Raw genomic sequence first — 16,777 nt, forward strand, 5'->3', positions numbered from 1 at the left:
GGATAAAAAAAAGCCCATCGTGGGAGATGGGCAAAGACTACACACAGCAATTCGTTGTTTCACTCAGGGGATTTCCATGCTTATAAATCAAGGTGTTGATTTATAACCGTGTGCTAATAGTAGGCATTGTGTTATTTAGCGTCGATCGGATTCGTCTCAATAGTTTAAGAGACGTAAAGATTTCTTGAGGTTAATAGCAGACTGACTGCTGAAATGGCGGGTCTGACCAGTGATTAACGAATAAATACTTTAGCGGTGTTTAAGTATTATGCGGGAGTGTGTAGGCCGGGTGAGCGTTAGCGCCACCCGGCAAAAAAACTTAATGCGTGTTCTTCTCTTCCAGCTCTTCCAGTTCGCTCAAAATCACGTCCGGGTCAGTACCCGGCGGCGGAATTTCATGCACCCAGGCGGAGAACAGACGCCAGGTGACGGCGAGCAGCACCGGGCCAATAAACAGGCCGATCATGCCAAAGGCAATCAGACCGCCAATCACCCCGGAGAGGATCAGGATCAGCGGCAGGTCTGCGCCCATCCGGATGAGGATCGGACGAATGACGTTATCCATGGTGCCGACCACGCAGCTCCAGACCAGCAGCACCGTTCCCCACGTGGTATCGCCCGTCCAGTAGAGCCAGATAATGCAGGGTACCAGCACCAGCAGCGGTCCCAGCTGTGCAAGACAGGTCATCAGCATGACAACGGTGAACACGGTGGCGTACGGTACGCCGGAAATTGCCAGACCGATCCCGCCCAGCACAGCCTGCACCAGCGCGGTGACCACTACGCCCAGCGCAACCGCGCGTACGGCCTGCGCGGCCAGCAGTACCGCCGCGTCACCGCGTTTGCCCGCCAGGCGGGTGGCAAAGTGACGAACGCCTAAAGCCACCTGCTCGCCGCGCCAGTAGAGCAGGGCGCTGAAGAGCAGCATCAGGGTACAGTGCATCATAAAGCGGCCGATATGCGCCGCCTGACCGACAAACCAGGTGGTGGTGGTGCCAATGTATGGGCGGACTTTTGCCATCAGCGCGCTGCCGCCCATCTCCAGCAGGCTATGCCAGCCGCTGTAGAGTTTTGAGCCCACCACCGGAATGCTGTTCAGCCAGGCGAGATCCGGCAGCGTCAGGTCACCGCTGCTAATGGCGCGAATAACGGGGCCACTGGAATCCACCAGGCTATTCACCAGCAGGGCAATAGGAATAATAAACAGCAGGAACAGCAGGAGCGTCATGACCAGCACGGCTAACCCGCGACGGCCAAACAGCAGCTTCTGCAGGCGCAGCAGCAAAGGCCACGTGGCGACGACAACGGTCCCAGCCCACGCGAAGCCAAGAATAAAGGGTTGAACAATCCACAGACACGCAATAATCATGAGGGCCAGGAACAGCACCGACAGCAAAATTTGCGCAACATCCCTGGGCTGGCGAAGATTGACCATAAATGAAACTTTCCTTAAAAGAACGCCAGCGGGGCTGGCGGGAACGGAAAACCGCGTTTCTCTAATCATTGATGATCTCCGCGGTTTTTGACAGGCGGATTTTGCCTGTAATTCAGCAGAGATTATAAGAAAAAAATGTGATAAAACTTTTAAGATACACGCAAACGATTCCCATAACTCTAATTAGGGTCGACATTCATGATCCCACAGATTTCTCAGGCACCTGGCGTCGTTCAGCTGGTGCTTAATTTTTTGCAAGCACTGGAGCAACAGGGTTTTACAGGTGATACCGCCACAAACTATGCTGACAGGCTGACGATGGCGACCGATAACAGTATCTACCAGCTTCTTCCCGATGCCGTCGTTTTCCCGCGTTCAACGGCCGACGTGGCGCTGATTGCCCGGCTGGCTACGCAGGAGCGGTTTGCCTCGCTGGTCTTTACGCCGCGCGGTGGCGGCACCGGGACCAACGGTCAGGCGCTGAACCAGGGCATCATTGTTGATATGTCGCGCTATATGAACCGCATCATTGAGATCAACCCGGAAGAGGGGTGGGTGCGGGTCGAAGCGGGCGTTATCAAAGATCAGCTTAATCAGTATCTCAAGCCTTACGGCTACTTTTTTGCCCCCGAGCTCTCCACCAGCAACCGCGCGACCCTTGGCGGGATGATTAACACGGATGCCTCCGGGCAGGGCTCGCTGGTCTACGGTAAAACCTCCGATCACGTGCTGGGCGTGCGTGCGGTGCTGCTGGGCGGCGATATCCTCGATACCCAGCCGATGCCGGTCGAACTGGCGGAAACGCTGGGCAAAGACAACACCGCCAGCGGGCGTATCTATCGCACCGTACTGGAACGCTGCCGCGACAACCGCCAGCTTATTCTCGATAAGTTCCCGAAACTGAACCGCTTCCTGACCGGGTACGATCTGCGACACGTCTTCAACGATGACCTGACCCAGTTTGATTTAACCCGCGTGCTGACCGGCTCCGAAGGAACCCTGGCGTTTATTACCGAAGCGCGACTGGATATTACCCGTTTGCCGAAGGTGCGTCGTCTGGTGAACGTCAAATATGACTCCTTCGACTCCGCGCTGCGCAATGCGCCGTTTATGGTGAAAGCGCAGGCGCTGTCGGTGGAAACCGTCGACTCTAAGGTGCTCAATCTGGCCCGGGAAGATATTGTCTGGCACTCCGTAAGCGATCTGATTACCGACGTGCCGGATAAAGAGATGCTCGGTCTCAACATCGTGGAATTTGCCGGCGATGATGCGGAGCTGATTGAGAGCCAGGTTACCACGCTCTGCCAGCGGCTGGATGAGCTGATTGCACAGGGCGAAGGCGGCGCGATCGGCTGGCAGCTCTGTAACGATCTGGCCGGGATTGAACGTATCTATGCGATGCGTAAAAAAGCCGTGGGCCTGCTCGGCAATGCGAAAGGGGCGGCGAAGCCCATTCCCTTTGCCGAAGATACCTGCGTGCCGCCTGAACATCTGGCGGATTATATCGTTGAGTTTCGCGCCCTGCTGGACAGCCACGGCCTGAGCTACGGCATGTTCGGCCACGTCGACGCCGGGGTCCTGCACGTGCGCCCGGCGCTGGACATGTGCGACCCGCAGCAGGAGATCCTGATGAAGCAGATCTCCGACGACGTGGTGGCCTTAACCGCCAAATACGGCGGTCTGCTGTGGGGCGAGCACGGGAAAGGGTTCCGCGCGGAATACAGCCCGGCATTCTTCGGCGAACAGCTCTACGCGGAGCTGCGCAAGGTGAAGGCGGCCTTTGACCCGCATAACCGCCTTAACCCGGGCAAAATCTGCCCGCCGGAAGGTGTCGATGCCCCGATGCTGCAGGTGGATGCCGTCAAGCGCGGCACGTACGACAGGCAGATCCCGATTGCGGTGCGATCCTCCTGGCGCGGCGCGATGGAGTGCAACGGCAACGGCCTGTGCTTTAACTTTGATGTGAAAAGCCCGATGTGCCCGTCGATGAAAATCACCAGCAACCGTATCCACTCGCCGAAAGGGCGGGCGACGCTGGTGCGCGAGTGGCTGCGTCTGCTGGCCGACCGCGGTGTGGATCCGCTCAAGCTGGAGCAGGAGCTGCCGGAAAAACGGGCCAGCCTGCGCTCGCTGATTGAGCGCACCCGCAACAGCTGGCATGCCAACAAGGGAGAGTATGATTTCTCCCATGAGGTGAAAGAGGCGATGTCCGGCTGTCTGGCCTGTAAAGCCTGCTCCACCCAGTGCCCGATTAAAATCGACGTGCCGGAATTCCGCTCGCGTTTCCTGCAGCTTTATCACACCCGATACCTCCGCCCGGTGCGCGACCATCTGGTGGCGACGGTGGAAAGCTACGCGCCGCTGATGGCGCGTGCGCCAAAGACCTTCAACTTCTTTATTAACCAGCCGCTGGTGCGCAAGCTTTCCGAAAAACACATCGGCATGGTCGATCTGCCGCTGCTGTCGGTCCCGTCTCTGCAGCGCCAGCTCGTCGGTCACCGTTCGGCAAACATGACCCTGGAACAGCTGGAGGCGCTCCCTCCGGAGCAAAAAGCCAATGTGGTGCTGGTGGTGCAGGATCCGTTCACCAGCTACTACGATGCGCAGGTCGTGGCCGATTTCGTCCGTCTGGCGGAGAAAGTGGGTTACCAGCCGGTTGTGTTGCCGTTCTCTCCGAACGGCAAGGCGCAGCATATTAAGGGTTTCCTGAACCGCTTTGCGAAGACCGCGCAGAAAACGTCTGACTTCTTAAACCGCGTGGCGCAACTCGGGATACCAATGGTCGGCGTCGATCCGGCGCTGGTGCTTTGCTATCGCGATGAATACAGGCAGACGCTGGGCGATAAGCGCGGCGATTTTAACGTGATGCTGGTGCACGAGTGGCTGCCGGTGGCGCTGAAAGATAAGGCTGTTCAGGATGTCAGCGGTGAACCGTGGTATCTGTTCGGTCACTGCACGGAAGTGACCGCGCTGCCGGGGGCACCCGCGCAGTGGGCGTCTGTTTTTGCCCGCTTCGGTGCGAAGCTCGAGAGCGTCAACGTAGGCTGCTGCGGGATGGCCGGAACCTACGGACACGAAGTGAAAAACCACGCCAACTCGCTCGGCATCTATGAGTTGTCCTGGCATCAGGCGATGCAGCGTTTACCGCGAAACCGCTGTCTGGCGACGGGTTACTCCTGCCGCAGTCAGGTAAAACGGGTAGAAGGTAACGGTGTGCGTCACCCATTGCAGGCTTTACTGGAGATAATTGGATGATCTGGAAACGTGCCGTGACGCTGCAGGCGCTGAACGCCATGGGCGAAGGGAATATGGTGGGGCTGCTGGATATCCAGTTCATCCGCATTGGCGACGATGAGATAGAGGCCACCATGCCTGTCGATAGTCGCACCCACCAGCCGTTTGGTTTATTGCACGGCGGAGCATCCGTTGTGCTGGCCGAAACGCTGGGCTCGGTGGCGGGGTATCTCTGTACCGAAGGGGAGCAGAAGGTTGTCGGACTCGAGGTGAATGCTAACCACATTCGCTCGGTGCGCAGCGGGCGCGTGCGCGGCGTTTGCCGCGCGCTGCACGCCGGAAGCCGTCATCAGGTTTGGCAGATAGACATTCTCGATGAGCAGGATCGCCTGTGCTGCTCGTCGCGGCTGACCACGGCGGTTGTGTAAAGTTTTCAGATGTTTTGCCTTTGGTCAAAAACTAGCCAGTGCGTTGTGATATACTGGTCAGGTTTTGTACATAAGCGAGGACATCATGGATACTGAAATAACCCCAACACAGCTGGCAATTGAATATTTACGTCGCGATAAGAGCAACCTGTCTCCGGCGCAGTACCTGAAAAAGCTGAAACAGCTTGAGCTGGAATTTACAGATTTGCTGGCGCTCTCTTCGAATGAACTGAAAGAAGAGATCTACTTTGCCTGGCGGTTGGGCGTTCACGTCCATTGAGTACATGAGAATAAAAGGGCCGCGAGTGCGGCCTTTTTTGTGTCTGACATTCAGTATCGGGCGGGAAGTTTGTTGATTTTAATGAGCCTGCCTTCTTCCATTTCGATGAATCCGCCGGTTTTTAAATCCGCCAGAATGCGCATTACGCCGCTGCGGGAGAGCTGAGTTTTCTCCCTGATATACCTTTCCGCCGTCATGCTGAGCCGATAAGCCTCATCTTCCTCCATCAGCTTGACCAGCTGCTGGCGAATCATCTCATACGCCGTCGGCGCGCCCTGCGGCATCACGTTGTTATAAAGACGGCTATACACAAACATGAGCTGTTTAGAAAGCAGGCCCCATAGCGCCTTCTCTTTGATAATTTCATTCACCCGCTCGGTTGCGAGCGTCCCTATCAGACAAGGGCTGACGGTCTTAATATAATCATTGAAATAGATATCGGTAAGGTTAGCGAGGCCGAACACCGCGGGGCTGCGGGCCGTGGACAGCATCATGTCATCGCTTCTTCTGTAGACAGCGATGGTTCCTTCAAGAATTAAATAGCACATGCCCTGACCGTTGACTTGCAGGTCCAGTCGCTCGCCGCGGGCGGCACGATGCGTTGTGCAATCAGGCAACAGGTGGGAAATAAGCTCTTGCGCGTAGGGGGAACCCCGTTGAGACTTTTCGGGAAGGGACATAGTAGCCGAGAACCTTAAAAATAATCTGGCTAATTATAGCGCTTCTCCCGAGTACAGGCACGCTGGCTGTCAATATTTTCGCGGCAGATGGTGAATGTCAAGCAGCACCCCACGCTCCATGGTTATGTACTTTCCGGTCCGCAGTTCTGCCAGAATACGCATAATTCCGCTACGTGAAAGATACGTCCGGCTTTTGATGTACGCGGCTGCCGTCGTATTTTTCCGTATGGCATCGGGCTCCTGCATGAGCTCAACAAGCTGGAAGCGGATGATGTCGTAGGCAGACATTTGCGATATTTGCGCACAATGCTCATATACCCGTGAGGCCGTATAAATCAGCAGCTTTGAAAAGTGCTCCCATAAATTCTGCTTTGAAATAATCTGATTAAACGTCTCCAGCGACACGCGGGCGATTTCTGCCGTCTCCAGGGCCCTGACGTAGAGATGTTCCGAAGAAAATTGACTGCTGACGCCAAGAATAAAAGGCGCAGACTCTGAGTTTAATACAATACCGTCGCCGCGACGATGAAGCGCCACGCTTCCCTGGAGAAGTAAAAAGCACTGACGCACATCATCTTTATAATAATGTACGGTTTCTCCCCGACAAATGATCATTCTGTTCGCATCAGGTAGCACTGATTTAATCAGGGCGTCTATGTGGATAAACGGTTTTAAACCAAGAACGGTTGACTCGTGGTTATTCAATGGCGTGGTTAAACGCGTATTCATAAGATACCTCACAGCGACTTCGGGGGCGATCATTTTTTGATCTGTGCAGAGAATTATCTTAAAAATGAAGGGGTCAGGGAATGTTTCGCCAGGGTCCAAAAGTAGACCGTTGAGTGCCTGATATCTAACGTATTGAATGAAAACAAAAAGACGATCAAGTCTACTAATAGACCAGGGAAATAAGGCATAAGTCTATCCTGAAGAAATGTTGAATTTACGTTAAATCAGAGTCTACAGCTAGACCAGCAAAAAGTTGTATTCGCTAAAATGATTATATAGATTTTAACCAATCAGTCAGAAAGACCTTATGGCGTTAATTAAAAATGAACCCACAGTGATTCATTTATCAACTTTCTGCTGTTTGGATTTTAATAATAAATAAAGTTATCCCGTAAACAGGAAAATGAAGATTATGCAAAAGAATATTATTTTAGCGATGGTAGCGACAGGTTCCGCCTTAATGATGGGTAATGCACTCGCTGCTGCAGGAACCGTTAATTTTAACGGTAACATCCTGGATTCCGCCTGCGATGTCGCGGTTGCCTCTCAAAATCAGGTGGTGGTATTAGGCGATTACAATAAAACAGAATTTCCGGCAACAGGCGCCAGAACTGCGGCAACGAAATTCGATATTATCCTGAAGAACTGCCCGGTCACGGTCACCGGTGCCAAAGTCCGTTTTGACGGTACGCCTGACCTGACTAACGCCGATCTGCTGGCTATTGATACCTCCGTCGCCGGTGCGGCAACGGGCGTTGCTATCAATTTGATGACCGCTGATAAAGCGGATCTGCCGTTGCACGGCAGCAACAGCTATAGCTATGCGTTAAGCAGTTCCGCCGATAATACGCTGAATTTCTACGCGCAGTATATTTCAACGGCGGCATCGGTGACTGCCGGTCCTGCAAACTCCGTGGCAAATTTCTCCGTTGTTTATAACTAGTCATTAAGCAGAACCCGAGCCGGTTCCACGACGTTCTGCGTGGGGGCAGCCACTGCCTCCGTGTTTCAAGAGGTGTAACATGAATTTTCTTAGCAAGACCCTGCTCATCGCTGCCGCGCTGACCGCATCGTTTTCGAACGCCTATGCCGGGGTCATTATTGGCGGTACCCGCGTCATTTTCGAGGGTGGGGGAAAAGAGGCATCGATCGGCATCAATAATGCCGATAGCGTACCTTACTTAATCCAGTCCTGGGTTGACATGCCAGAGGGTAATGCTAATAAAGCGCCGTTCATTGTTACTCCGCCTTTATATCGACTGGAGAGTGGGCAGCAAAACATTGAGCGTATTTTACTCTCGGGTTCGCTACCCCAGGATAAAGAAAGCCTTTTTTGGCTGAATATTAAAGCGATACCGTCTTCCTCAAAACAGGCTAACTCACTGCAAATTGCCGTCAAAACGCGCATCAAGCTTATATATCGTCCGGCGAGTCTGAAGGCATCAACACCGGAAGAACAAGCGAGCAAATTAACCTGGTCGCGTAGCGGGAATAAGCTTATGGTCACTAATCCAACGCAATATATCATCAACTTTAATGAAATAAGCATCGGTAATAAAAAACTGGATGAGGTCACCTGGGTGGCACCTGGGTCAACGGCAGCATTTATTTTACCCGCAGATGCCAATGGTAATCATATTTCATTCAAAGTCATTAATGATTACGGTAGCCCCGGAATAATACATCAGGCCAGCTTTTAATTTATCAAAAGCGGCGATCTTCATCTCAGGTCAGCTTAATGATGATGGCAACGAAAACGATAAAAATGCAGCCTGCGCGTCTGGCGATCTGTATCGCCTTTGCGCTGGTTAATGCAGTGCAGACTGTTGATGCCCGTGATTCGTTCAACGCCGAACTGGTTGAACTGGACAACCCGGGTACGAGTAAAGCTGATTTATCTGCTTTTGAATCAGGTTCGCAGGCACCAGGGATATACCACGTTGACATCATCCTTGACGACCAGCTCATCGAGACAAGCGATATTGATTTTACCTCTGTAAAAGGTGGGAATGACGGCGATAGCCTCCAGCCTTGTCTGAGTATTGAGCAGCTCGAAAAGTGGGGCGTCAAAACCGCGCTTTTTCCCGACTTAGCCAGCCATGGCGCGTCCTGCGTTAACCTGCAGGCTATACCTCATGCCAGTACGGATTTTCAGTTTGGCGCACAGCGGCTGGTTATCAGCATTCCTCAGGCCGCGATCGACCTGCCGGCACGGGGGGATGTCTCGCCAGCGCTATGGGATGAGGGGATCGCCGCTGCGATGCTGAACTACAGCGTGAGTGGTGCAAATACCTGGGCAAAACAAAACGGCAGTAAAAACAGTGACAGTCAATATGCCAACCTGCGCCCGGGTCTCAACGTTGGGCCGTGGCGACTGCGAAATTACACCACCTGGTCGCGTGATGAGAGCGGTCAGGACAAATGGGATACCGTCTACACCTATGCGCAGCGGGCCATTATTCCGCTCAAAGCGCAGCTCACCCTGGGGGATAGCTCCGCGCCGGCCGAAGTGTTCGACAGCATGCCGTTTCGCGGCGGACAGCTGGCTTCTGACGATGACATGCTCCCGGATTCGCTCAAAGGCTATGCACCCGTGGTGCGGGGCATCGCGCGTACCAGTGCTCAGGTGATTGTTCGCCAGAATGGCTACCAGATTTATCAGAGCTACGTCGCGCCCGGCGCATTTGAAATTGCCGATATGTACCCCACGGGCGGCGCGGGCGATCTGGACGTCACCGTTAAGGGAGCGGACGGAAGCGAGCAGCACTTCACCCTACCTTATGCCTCATTACCGGTTTTGCAGCGTGAAGGTCGCCTGAAATATGCGGTGACCGGAGGGCAGTATCGTTCTTATAGCAGCAGCGTTGATAAGACCCCGTTTGGGCAAATTACCGGGATTTATGGTTTGCCGTATGGCCTCACGCTCTATGGCGGGCTGCAGGAGTCGAGCAAATATCAGTCGATCGCCACCGGGCTTGGGAAAAATATGGGTGATCTCGGTGCCATTTCTGCGGACATGACCCAGGCCTGGTCCATTCCGCAGGGCGGGGAGAAATCCAACGGCCAGTCCTGGCGCGCGCGATACAGCAAGAACTTTGTGGGTACCGGAACCCAGTTTTCGATTGCGGGCTACCGCTATTCGACCAGCGGTTACTACGGCATGCAGGAGATCCTCGATTCCTGGGGTGACAGCTCCGCGCTTCAGGACCGACGCCGCAACCGGGCCGAGCTGACGATGAGCCAGACCCTGGGCGGCAACCTTGGCTCGCTGACGCTGAGCGCGGCCCGTGAAGACTACTGGAATTCGGGTAAAACGATGGCGTCATACAGCCTGGGTTACAACAACTCCTGGCACAACATCAGTTACGGACTCACCTGGACCTACAGTAAAAACGGCAGCGCGGGTTCATACGATGACAATAAGCGGTACGACAACGATCGGCTGCTGGCCTTTAACGTCAGCATTCCTCTCGATAAATTTTTGCCGCAGACCTGGGCTAACTATAGCGTGAGCGCCAGCAAGAATAACGGCACCACACAGAACATCGGCCTGAACGGCGTGGCGCTGGAAAATCACGCCCTGAACTGGAACGTGCAGCAGGGATACGGGTCGGACGGCGTTGGCTACACGGGCAATATGAATGGCGATTATAAGGGAACCTACGGCGAAGCGACGGCGGGCTACAGCTACGACAAAAACAGCGAGCGCCTTAACTACGGTCTGCAGGGGGGCATTCTTGCTCACAGAGAGGGGATCACGCTTTCTCAGCCCCTGGGTGAGACCAACGTTCTGATTAGCGCGCCGGGCGCGCGCGGCGTCGATATCCGCAATCAGCCGGGCGCGAGAACGGATTACCGCGGATATACGGTGGTCAGCAATCTCTCCGTATACCGTAAAAATGACGTCACCCTTGCCCCGGAAAGCCTGCCGGATGATGTTGAGCTGGATATTAATACCCGGACGGTGACGCCAACGCGCGGCGCGATCGTTTTGGCCGACTATAAGGCGAAGGTGGGACGACGGGCGTTATTTAATTTAATGCATAACGGCCAGTTTGTTCCCTTTGGCGCAACGGCAAGCCTGAAAGGCACCGACGGCAGCAGCATTATTGTTGGCGATAAAGGCCAGGCTTATCTCACCGGTCTGGATACAGAGGGAACCGTCTTCGTCTCGTGGGGAGCGGAAAGCGATCGGCAGTGCCGCGCACCGTACGTGCTTTCCCCGGAGCCTTCGGCGGGTGGAATTACCGAAATTGACGTCAATTGTCTTTAGGGCTTTTTAACATGCGCTCAATTTACATCATATTCCTGCTGTGCATTGCAGCAGGCTGGAACAGTGCTCGTGCAGGAACCTGCACGACGATTACGCCACAGGAATCAACCTTGTCCGTTGGCACAATTACGGTTCAGCGCGATGTTGCCGTGGGTACCGTATTATTTTCGCGAAACGCCACAATAACCGGCTCCTATTTAACGGGGTGTGCCAATCCATTAATGCTGGGTTTTAGCATGCGCTACCTCAATGCGACGCCGAGCACTTATGGGAATCATGTTTATAACACCAATGTAAACGGCATAGGCGTGCGCTTTTCATCGGGTAATTATTTTGAAAACCCGACCAATACCTTCTCCTATAACGCGCAGTCGGATTATGTCGAATGGTGGGGCGGTAAAATAGAACTCGTTGTTACCGGACCGGTCGCGTCGGGGTCGCTGACGCCGGGCGTGCTGGGCGTGGTGATGCTGCAGGGCAGTGACGGCGTTTATCGTGATGGCCTGACGATCACCCTGTTGGGCGGAACCATTAACGTACTGGCCTGCAGCATTACGACACCGCAGCTGACGTTTCCCATCGGCGATATTTCTGCCGCGACGTTTGGGTCAACGGTGGGAACCACGCCCGCAGGCGCCCAGAATACGCAGAACCTGGGACTGAACTGCGATCCGGGCGCAAACGTCAACGTGTCGCTCAGCGGTATTCAGAACCCGGACGTGGCAACAACGAGCGTGCTCGCGCTGACGGGGCAGGGTAATACCGGCACGGCGAAAGGGGTTGGCGTTCAACTGCTCTATAACGGTACGCCTCTTACGCTAAATGCGCGTCTGCCGTTAAGTGTGGCCGCAGGCGGGCAGCAGGCGTTTCCATTAACAGCACGGTATTACCAGACGCAAACGATGGTTGAACCCGGCACCGCCAACGCGTCCGCAACCTTAAATTTGACCTACCAGTAAAGGGGATGTCGATGAATATACTGCGCACGGCAGCGCTCGGCGCCACATTTATCAGCTGTCATTTATTTGCGGCGGACAGTGTTAACGTCAACGTTACCGGAAATATTGTTGCCTCCCCCTGTATCTTTAACGGTGGGAATAACACTCTGGATATCAATCTCGGCAGTATTCAGGCATCCAATATGGCCACGCCGGGGTCGACATCCGATCCTGTGCCTTTTAGCCTGCCGTTTACCCGGTGTCCGGCAGGCACGCGCAACGTTACGGTCTCCTTTACCGGAAACCCCGACCCCATCGCGGGGGCGGATTATTACATGAACAGCGGCTCGGCCACGAACGTCGCGATTGCGATGAGCGAGGCCGCAACCGGTGCGTTAAAAGGCACGGGAACAAGCATTACGCAGACTATTGCGGCAGACAGAACCGTGACGATGGCCATGCAGGCGGTAGTCAAGTCCGTTACCGGCGGTGCGACGCCGGGGAGCATCAGTGCCGTCGTAGTCATGACGATGCAATACAACTGATCGGCTCGCGTTGTTTACTCCTGTTGATATGCAGATGTCGGTAATTGTTATGTTGAATATTCTGATTAAAGAACCAGATTCTTTTTTTAATAATGGCCTGCAATATTTTCTTGTGGATTTCTTCCTGCATAATTTCAGGCATAAAATTCATTTTGACACTGAGCTGACTTATGACAGCGTCAGCACCGCCGATATTATTATTCTCGCTTTATGTCCAGGGGAAACGCTGACCTGTATTCCCGAATTGAAAGCGCGAAAAAAAGGGATTCTGATTGGGCTGGTGGATGATGAACGGCGTTTTTCCGCATCTTCAACCTGTTTTGAGGACATGATATTCATCTCCCGCCGCGCCCCGCTTGACCAGGTTAGTGAGATGCTTTTTATTGCATGGTACCGTACACAACTGCCGGGATATCGCTGGCAGCACAAAGGCTGTTTCGAGTGTCAGCATAAAATTCTCTCGCCGCAGCAGATCAGCGTCACGGTGAATTTTTACAAAGGGTTATCGGTAGGGCAAATTGCTGATGTGCTCGGGACGAGTGATAAAACGGTATTTACGCATAAGTATTTGCTGATGCAAAAATTCGATCTGCGCAGTGATTATGAGCTTATGGCGCTGATTCACCGGATGGTCGAAAAAAATGCCTACCCGAACAAATTGCGTGACCATCTGATCGGTTACGACGGATAAGTGGAAGAGAGGGTGGAACCGTCGTCGTGAGTTGTCGGGTGGCGGTTACGCCACCCGATAGTTGTATCAGACATTCACCGCGCTAATCAGCCGCGACTTCATGGACTGATACGCCGACGCCGCAAAATCCTCCGCCCAGCGCTGGTCCTCAATCGCCTCCAGCTGCACCGCGCAGTACTTCGTTTCCGGCGTTTTGGAGATGGGGTCGAGGTTGTCCTGGGTCAGCTCGTTGCAGGCGCCAATCCACCACTGATAGGTCATATAGACGGCCCCGACGTTGATACGCTCGCTAATGCTGGCGCGGGTAATCACTTTGCCGCGACGCGAACGTACCCAGACCAGCTGACCCTCCTTGATACCCAGCTTTTCCGCATCGGCAGGGTGAATTTGCACCCGACCCGGCTCGTCGGCCAGGCTCTGCAGCGCGGCGCAGTTCCCGGTCATCGAGCGGCAGGAGTAGTGCCCAACCTCGCGTACCGTACAGAGCACCAGCGGAAAATCCGCATCCGGAGTTTCCGCCGGTGCGCGCCACGGTGCGGCGAAGAGCTGTCCCTTACCGGTTGGGGTGTCGAACTGATTGTCTTTGTACAGGTACGGCGTTCCCGGGTGGTCCAGCGTCGGGCACGGCCACTGCACGTGGCCCATCTCACCCATTTTTTCATACGTTACGCCGTAGAAGAGCGGGCACAGTTCGCGCATCTCATCCCAGATCTGCTGGTTGGAGTCATAATGCATCGGGTAGCCCATCTCGGTGGCGAGCAGGCTGATAATCTCCCAGTCGCGCTTCACGTTGCCGCTGGCCTCAATGGCTTTGCCAAAACGCTGGAAACCGCGATCGGCACAGGTAAAGACGCCGCCGTGCTCACCCCAGGAGGTGGCAGGCAGCAGAACGTCCGCCACTTCTGCCGTTTTGGTCATAAAGATGTCCTGAACCACGACAAAATCGAGCGCCTCAAAACCGCTGCGCACCAGGCCGAGGTCGGCCTCTGTCTGAAGCGGATCTTCCCCCATGATGTAGTAGGCCTTGACTTTGCCTTCCAGCGCCAGATGAGGCACCTCGGTAATGCGCGTCCCGACCCGATCGTCCATGTGTTTGACGTCAATCCCCCAGGCATCGGCGAACTTCTGCCTGACTGCCGGATCGGTCACATCCTGATAGCCGGGGAACATATTCGGCAGAACGCCCATATCGCAGGCGCCCTGGACGTTATTTTGACCGCGCACGGGCCCGACGCCAACGGCGGGTCGGCCCAGGTTACCTGTCAGCAGCGCCAGGCTGGAAAGCCCTTTGACCACATCCACAGCCTGACCAAACTGGGTCACGCCCATTCCCCACATCACGGTGGCAGTAGGGGCCGCCGCGAAGGTGCGCATTGCCTGACGAACGTCGCGGGCGGGAATGCCGGTAAGATGCTCGACCTTCTCCGGCGCATAATCTTTCACCGTCTGGCGGTAGGCCTCAAGCCCCTCCGTAAAGCGCGCCACGTAGCTTTTGTCGTAGAGCTCCTCTTCCAGCAGCACGTAGCCAAAGGCGTTCACCAGCGCCATGTTACTGCCGTTTTTCAGCTGCAGATGCTGGTCTGCGATGCGCGCCGTTTCAATGCGCCGCGGATCGCAGACGATAATTTTTGCGCCGTTTTCACGCGCTTTCAGCACGCGCCGGGCAACGATAGGGTGGGAGTCCGCGCAGTTATAGCCAAATACCAGCAGGCATTTTGAGTTTTCAATATCGTTGATAGAGTTACTCATTGCGCCGTTTCCAAGCGTTTCCTGTAAACCGGCCACGGAAGGGCCATGGCAGACGCGCGCGCAGCAGTCCACGTTGTTGGTGTTCAGCACCGCGCGGGCAAACTTTTGCATCACATAGTTTGTTTCATTGCCGGTTCCACGGGAGGAGCCGGTTGTCATGATTGAGCGCGGCCCGTGCTGCGCTTTAATGCTGCTTAGCCGGTGGGCGGTGTAGCGGATAGCCTCTTCCCAGGTAACGGGGGTGAACGCCTCGCCTTTGTGGTAGCGGATCATCGGCTGAGTCAGGCGCGGGGTGAGCAGTCGGGTATCGTTGAGGAAGTCCCAGCCGTAAAAGCCTTTCAGACACAGGGTGCCCTGGTTTGTGACGCCTTCTGCGCCTTCGGCACGGATGATACGGTTATTTTCAACGACAAGGTTTAGTTTACAGCCTGCACCGCAGTAGGGGCAGACGCTGGCGATCTTTTTCATCAATAACAGACCTGTTAAGAAATGAAGCAAAGTTGACTGGACAACCCAGTCCCGTAAGCAGAGGTAAGCAGGAACCGTGCCAGGTTGGCTTTGCCAGTTTTACAGGGTGTTACGCGGGAAAGGCGCGTGTCATCGTCAGACTGTTCGTCAGTTTTGACGATGACACGTTAGGAGGCGTTGAGCGCAGGAGCTTACAGATCGTCCATCGTGTAACCCACCACGATTTCCAGAGTCTTACGAATCACATCCGCCTGAACCACATCGTGGGTGGCTTCCAGCGTCTGAATGAGCCAGAGGATGATCGCCTTATTAGACAGATGACCTTCAGAGGCCAGAACACAGCGTACTGCAGTAGAAAAAACAGCGGACTCTTCAGCAAAACGATCGCCTGCGTGACGGAAATACTCCGACAGCGCACTGTCTAAAAAAGCAGAATGGTATTCGGGTTGAAGCTGAATATTTTGTCTCATTTGTTCTCACCGTAGCTGTTAAATTGCAGTCAATGTATTTTTTTGGGGTCGGACGGTTTTCCACTTCCAAATAACGGCACTACATTGTCTCTGTTATCGTTGAGAGGTCCCTCTCTGTTTGTTCGTCCTTGCGCGGTTCTGCGACGTGTAAAGGCGATGCTGTTTGAGCCGATGTCGGCAATCACCACCGCAAGTGTCTCCCGCCGCCGGGGATCCTTTTCATGTTCTTTCATGCTCCGCAGACGCTGCAGCAATCCTTCGGTTGTCACTGGCCCCCGCTCTTTCAGAAGAGAGAGAACGGCTTCACCGATAAGCTGGTCGATCAGTCGATCTGCGTCACTGCTATTCATCACGTTATCGTTCGAAGAGCAGACCAAGCAGCATGTGGTAATGCTCTTCCTCTTCCGGCCCCTCGGCCTTTTCGAGGCGGCTGAGCAGTTTGGTACAGAGCGATTTGCGATTAAGGTTTCGCCCGTCGCTGAGGATTTCGACAACCACCTGGCCCAGCGTCTCCTGTTGAGTAGGAAGCGCGGCCTTTTCGAAGTACTGTGCGATCGCTGCTGCGGAATCTGTGGCGTAACCTTTCTGCTGCATGTTTCGCTCCTGTAAAATTTTGTAATCACTAACGTTACAATTAAGGTATACATAATTTCCAAATCTGTACACTTAAAATGTACAGATTTTTAATGTTTTTTCGATATATTTTATAAATTACTTTAATTTCATATTGTTATGGTTGTTTAGTGAGACGGTAATGTTACAGGATATATTGTACAAAAAGGTCTGGCGCTGGTAAGTTGTACAGCACGGAAAAAAGTATCATTAACTGCCATAAACGGTTGAGATGTAAATTATTT

The 16,777-nt window shown here is 54.2% G+C and carries 16 protein-coding genes and 1 other RNA gene; 9 read left to right on the plus strand and 8 right to left on the minus strand.

Annotation, left to right across the window (positions count from 1 at the left end):
• Positions 1-2: 2 nt before the first annotated feature.
• Together rprA and ydiK are read right to left on the minus strand one after the other, a co-directional pair.
• Positions 3-110, minus strand: an RNA gene (rprA, locus tag L370_RS22940) — antisense sRNA RprA.
• Positions 111-319: 209 nt separating this feature from the next.
• Complete coding sequence (ydiK, locus tag L370_RS06065) at positions 320-1,435, minus strand: AI-2E family transporter YdiK (protein WP_032638293.1); 1,116 nt, start codon at positions 1,433-1,435, stop codon at positions 320-322.
• 198 nt (positions 1,436-1,633) lie between these two features.
• Between ydiK and L370_RS06060 the strand changes: the two genes are divergently transcribed.
• The 3 genes from L370_RS06060 (at position 1,634) to L370_RS06050 (ending at position 5,377) form a co-directional block, all read left to right on the plus strand.
• Positions 1,634-4,690: a D-2-hydroxyglutarate dehydrogenase YdiJ gene (locus tag L370_RS06060; RefSeq protein WP_023335394.1), complete on the plus strand. Its 3,057-nt coding sequence runs from the start codon at positions 1,634-1,636 to the stop codon at positions 4,688-4,690.
• Complete coding sequence (gene menI / locus L370_RS06055; RefSeq protein WP_023311321.1) at positions 4,687-5,097, plus strand: 1,4-dihydroxy-2-naphthoyl-CoA hydrolase; 411 nt, start codon at positions 4,687-4,689, stop codon at positions 5,095-5,097. Before L370_RS06060 ends, menI begins: the two co-directional genes overlap by 4 nt.
• An 85-nt stretch (positions 5,098-5,182) precedes the next feature.
• Positions 5,183-5,377: a YdiH family protein gene (locus tag L370_RS06050; RefSeq protein WP_003857766.1), complete on the plus strand. Its 195-nt coding sequence runs from the start codon at positions 5,183-5,185 to the stop codon at positions 5,375-5,377.
• 50 nt (positions 5,378-5,427) lie between these two features.
• Here the strand turns inward: L370_RS06050 and L370_RS06045 are convergent, their stop codons facing one another.
• On the minus strand, positions 5,428-6,057 hold the full coding sequence (locus L370_RS06045) for a helix-turn-helix domain-containing protein (RefSeq protein WP_023335395.1): 630 nt from the start codon (positions 6,055-6,057) through the stop codon (positions 5,428-5,430).
• 69 nt (positions 6,058-6,126) lie between these two features.
• Positions 6,127-6,786: a helix-turn-helix domain-containing protein gene (locus tag L370_RS06040; RefSeq protein ID WP_023335396.1), complete on the minus strand. Its 660-nt coding sequence runs from the start codon at positions 6,784-6,786 to the stop codon at positions 6,127-6,129.
• A 412-nt stretch (positions 6,787-7,198) separates the two neighbouring features.
• On the opposite strand from L370_RS06040, the gene L370_RS06035 reads away from it, so the two are divergent.
• The 6 genes from L370_RS06035 (at position 7,199) to L370_RS06010 (ending at position 13,233) form a co-directional block, all read left to right on the plus strand.
• A complete protein-coding gene (locus tag L370_RS06035; protein ID WP_023335398.1) occupies positions 7,199-7,729 on the plus strand; it encodes a fimbrial protein in 531 nt (176 codons plus the stop codon).
• Between the two features lie 79 nt (positions 7,730-7,808).
• Complete coding sequence (locus tag L370_RS06030; protein ID WP_023335399.1) at positions 7,809-8,486, plus strand: fimbrial biogenesis chaperone; 678 nt, start codon at positions 7,809-7,811, stop codon at positions 8,484-8,486.
• 44 nt (positions 8,487-8,530) lie between these two features.
• Complete coding sequence (locus L370_RS06025) at positions 8,531-11,059, plus strand: fimbria/pilus outer membrane usher protein (protein WP_032666712.1); 2,529 nt, start codon at positions 8,531-8,533, stop codon at positions 11,057-11,059.
• Positions 11,060-11,070: 11 nt separating this feature from the next.
• On the plus strand, positions 11,071-12,018 hold the full coding sequence (locus L370_RS06020; protein WP_023335401.1) for a fimbrial protein: 948 nt from the start codon (positions 11,071-11,073) through the stop codon (positions 12,016-12,018).
• Between the two features lie 11 nt (positions 12,019-12,029).
• Positions 12,030-12,542, plus strand: coding sequence for a fimbrial protein (locus tag L370_RS06015; protein ID WP_023335402.1), 513 nt, complete (start codon positions 12,030-12,032; stop codon positions 12,540-12,542).
• Between the two features lie 49 nt (positions 12,543-12,591).
• Positions 12,592-13,233, plus strand: a complete 642-nt coding sequence (locus tag L370_RS06010) for a helix-turn-helix transcriptional regulator (RefSeq protein WP_032666713.1) — start codon at positions 12,592-12,594, stop codon at positions 13,231-13,233.
• A 66-nt stretch (positions 13,234-13,299) separates the two neighbouring features.
• Here L370_RS06010 and fdhF read toward each other — a convergent pair whose 3' ends face one another.
• The 4 genes from fdhF to ycgZ all read right to left on the minus strand — a co-directional run bounded on the left by fdhF (position 13,300) and on the right by ycgZ (position 16,514).
• On the minus strand, positions 13,300-15,450 hold the full coding sequence (gene fdhF / locus L370_RS06005) for a formate dehydrogenase subunit alpha (RefSeq protein ID WP_023335404.1): 2,151 nt from the start codon (positions 15,448-15,450) through the stop codon (positions 13,300-13,302).
• Between the two features lie 191 nt (positions 15,451-15,641).
• Positions 15,642-15,920 carry a biofilm/acid-resistance regulator YmgB/AriR gene (locus L370_RS06000; protein WP_023311323.1) on the minus strand — a complete coding sequence of 93 codons (279 nt, stop codon included), beginning with the start codon at positions 15,918-15,920 and terminating at the stop codon, positions 15,642-15,644.
• A 29-nt stretch (positions 15,921-15,949) separates the two neighbouring features.
• On the minus strand, positions 15,950-16,270 hold the full coding sequence (locus tag L370_RS0122080; protein WP_032638280.1) for a hypothetical protein: 321 nt from the start codon (positions 16,268-16,270) through the stop codon (positions 15,950-15,952).
• A gap of 4 nt (positions 16,271-16,274) precedes the next feature.
• Positions 16,275-16,514 carry a regulatory protein YcgZ gene (gene ycgZ / locus L370_RS05995; protein ID WP_023335405.1) on the minus strand — a complete coding sequence of 80 codons (240 nt, stop codon included), beginning with the start codon at positions 16,512-16,514 and terminating at the stop codon, positions 16,275-16,277.
• Positions 16,515-16,777 lie beyond the last annotated feature (263 nt).

This window comes from Enterobacter sp. MGH 24, assembly GCF_000493015.1.
Taxonomy (GTDB): Bacteria; Pseudomonadota; Gammaproteobacteria; order Enterobacterales; family Enterobacteriaceae; genus Enterobacter.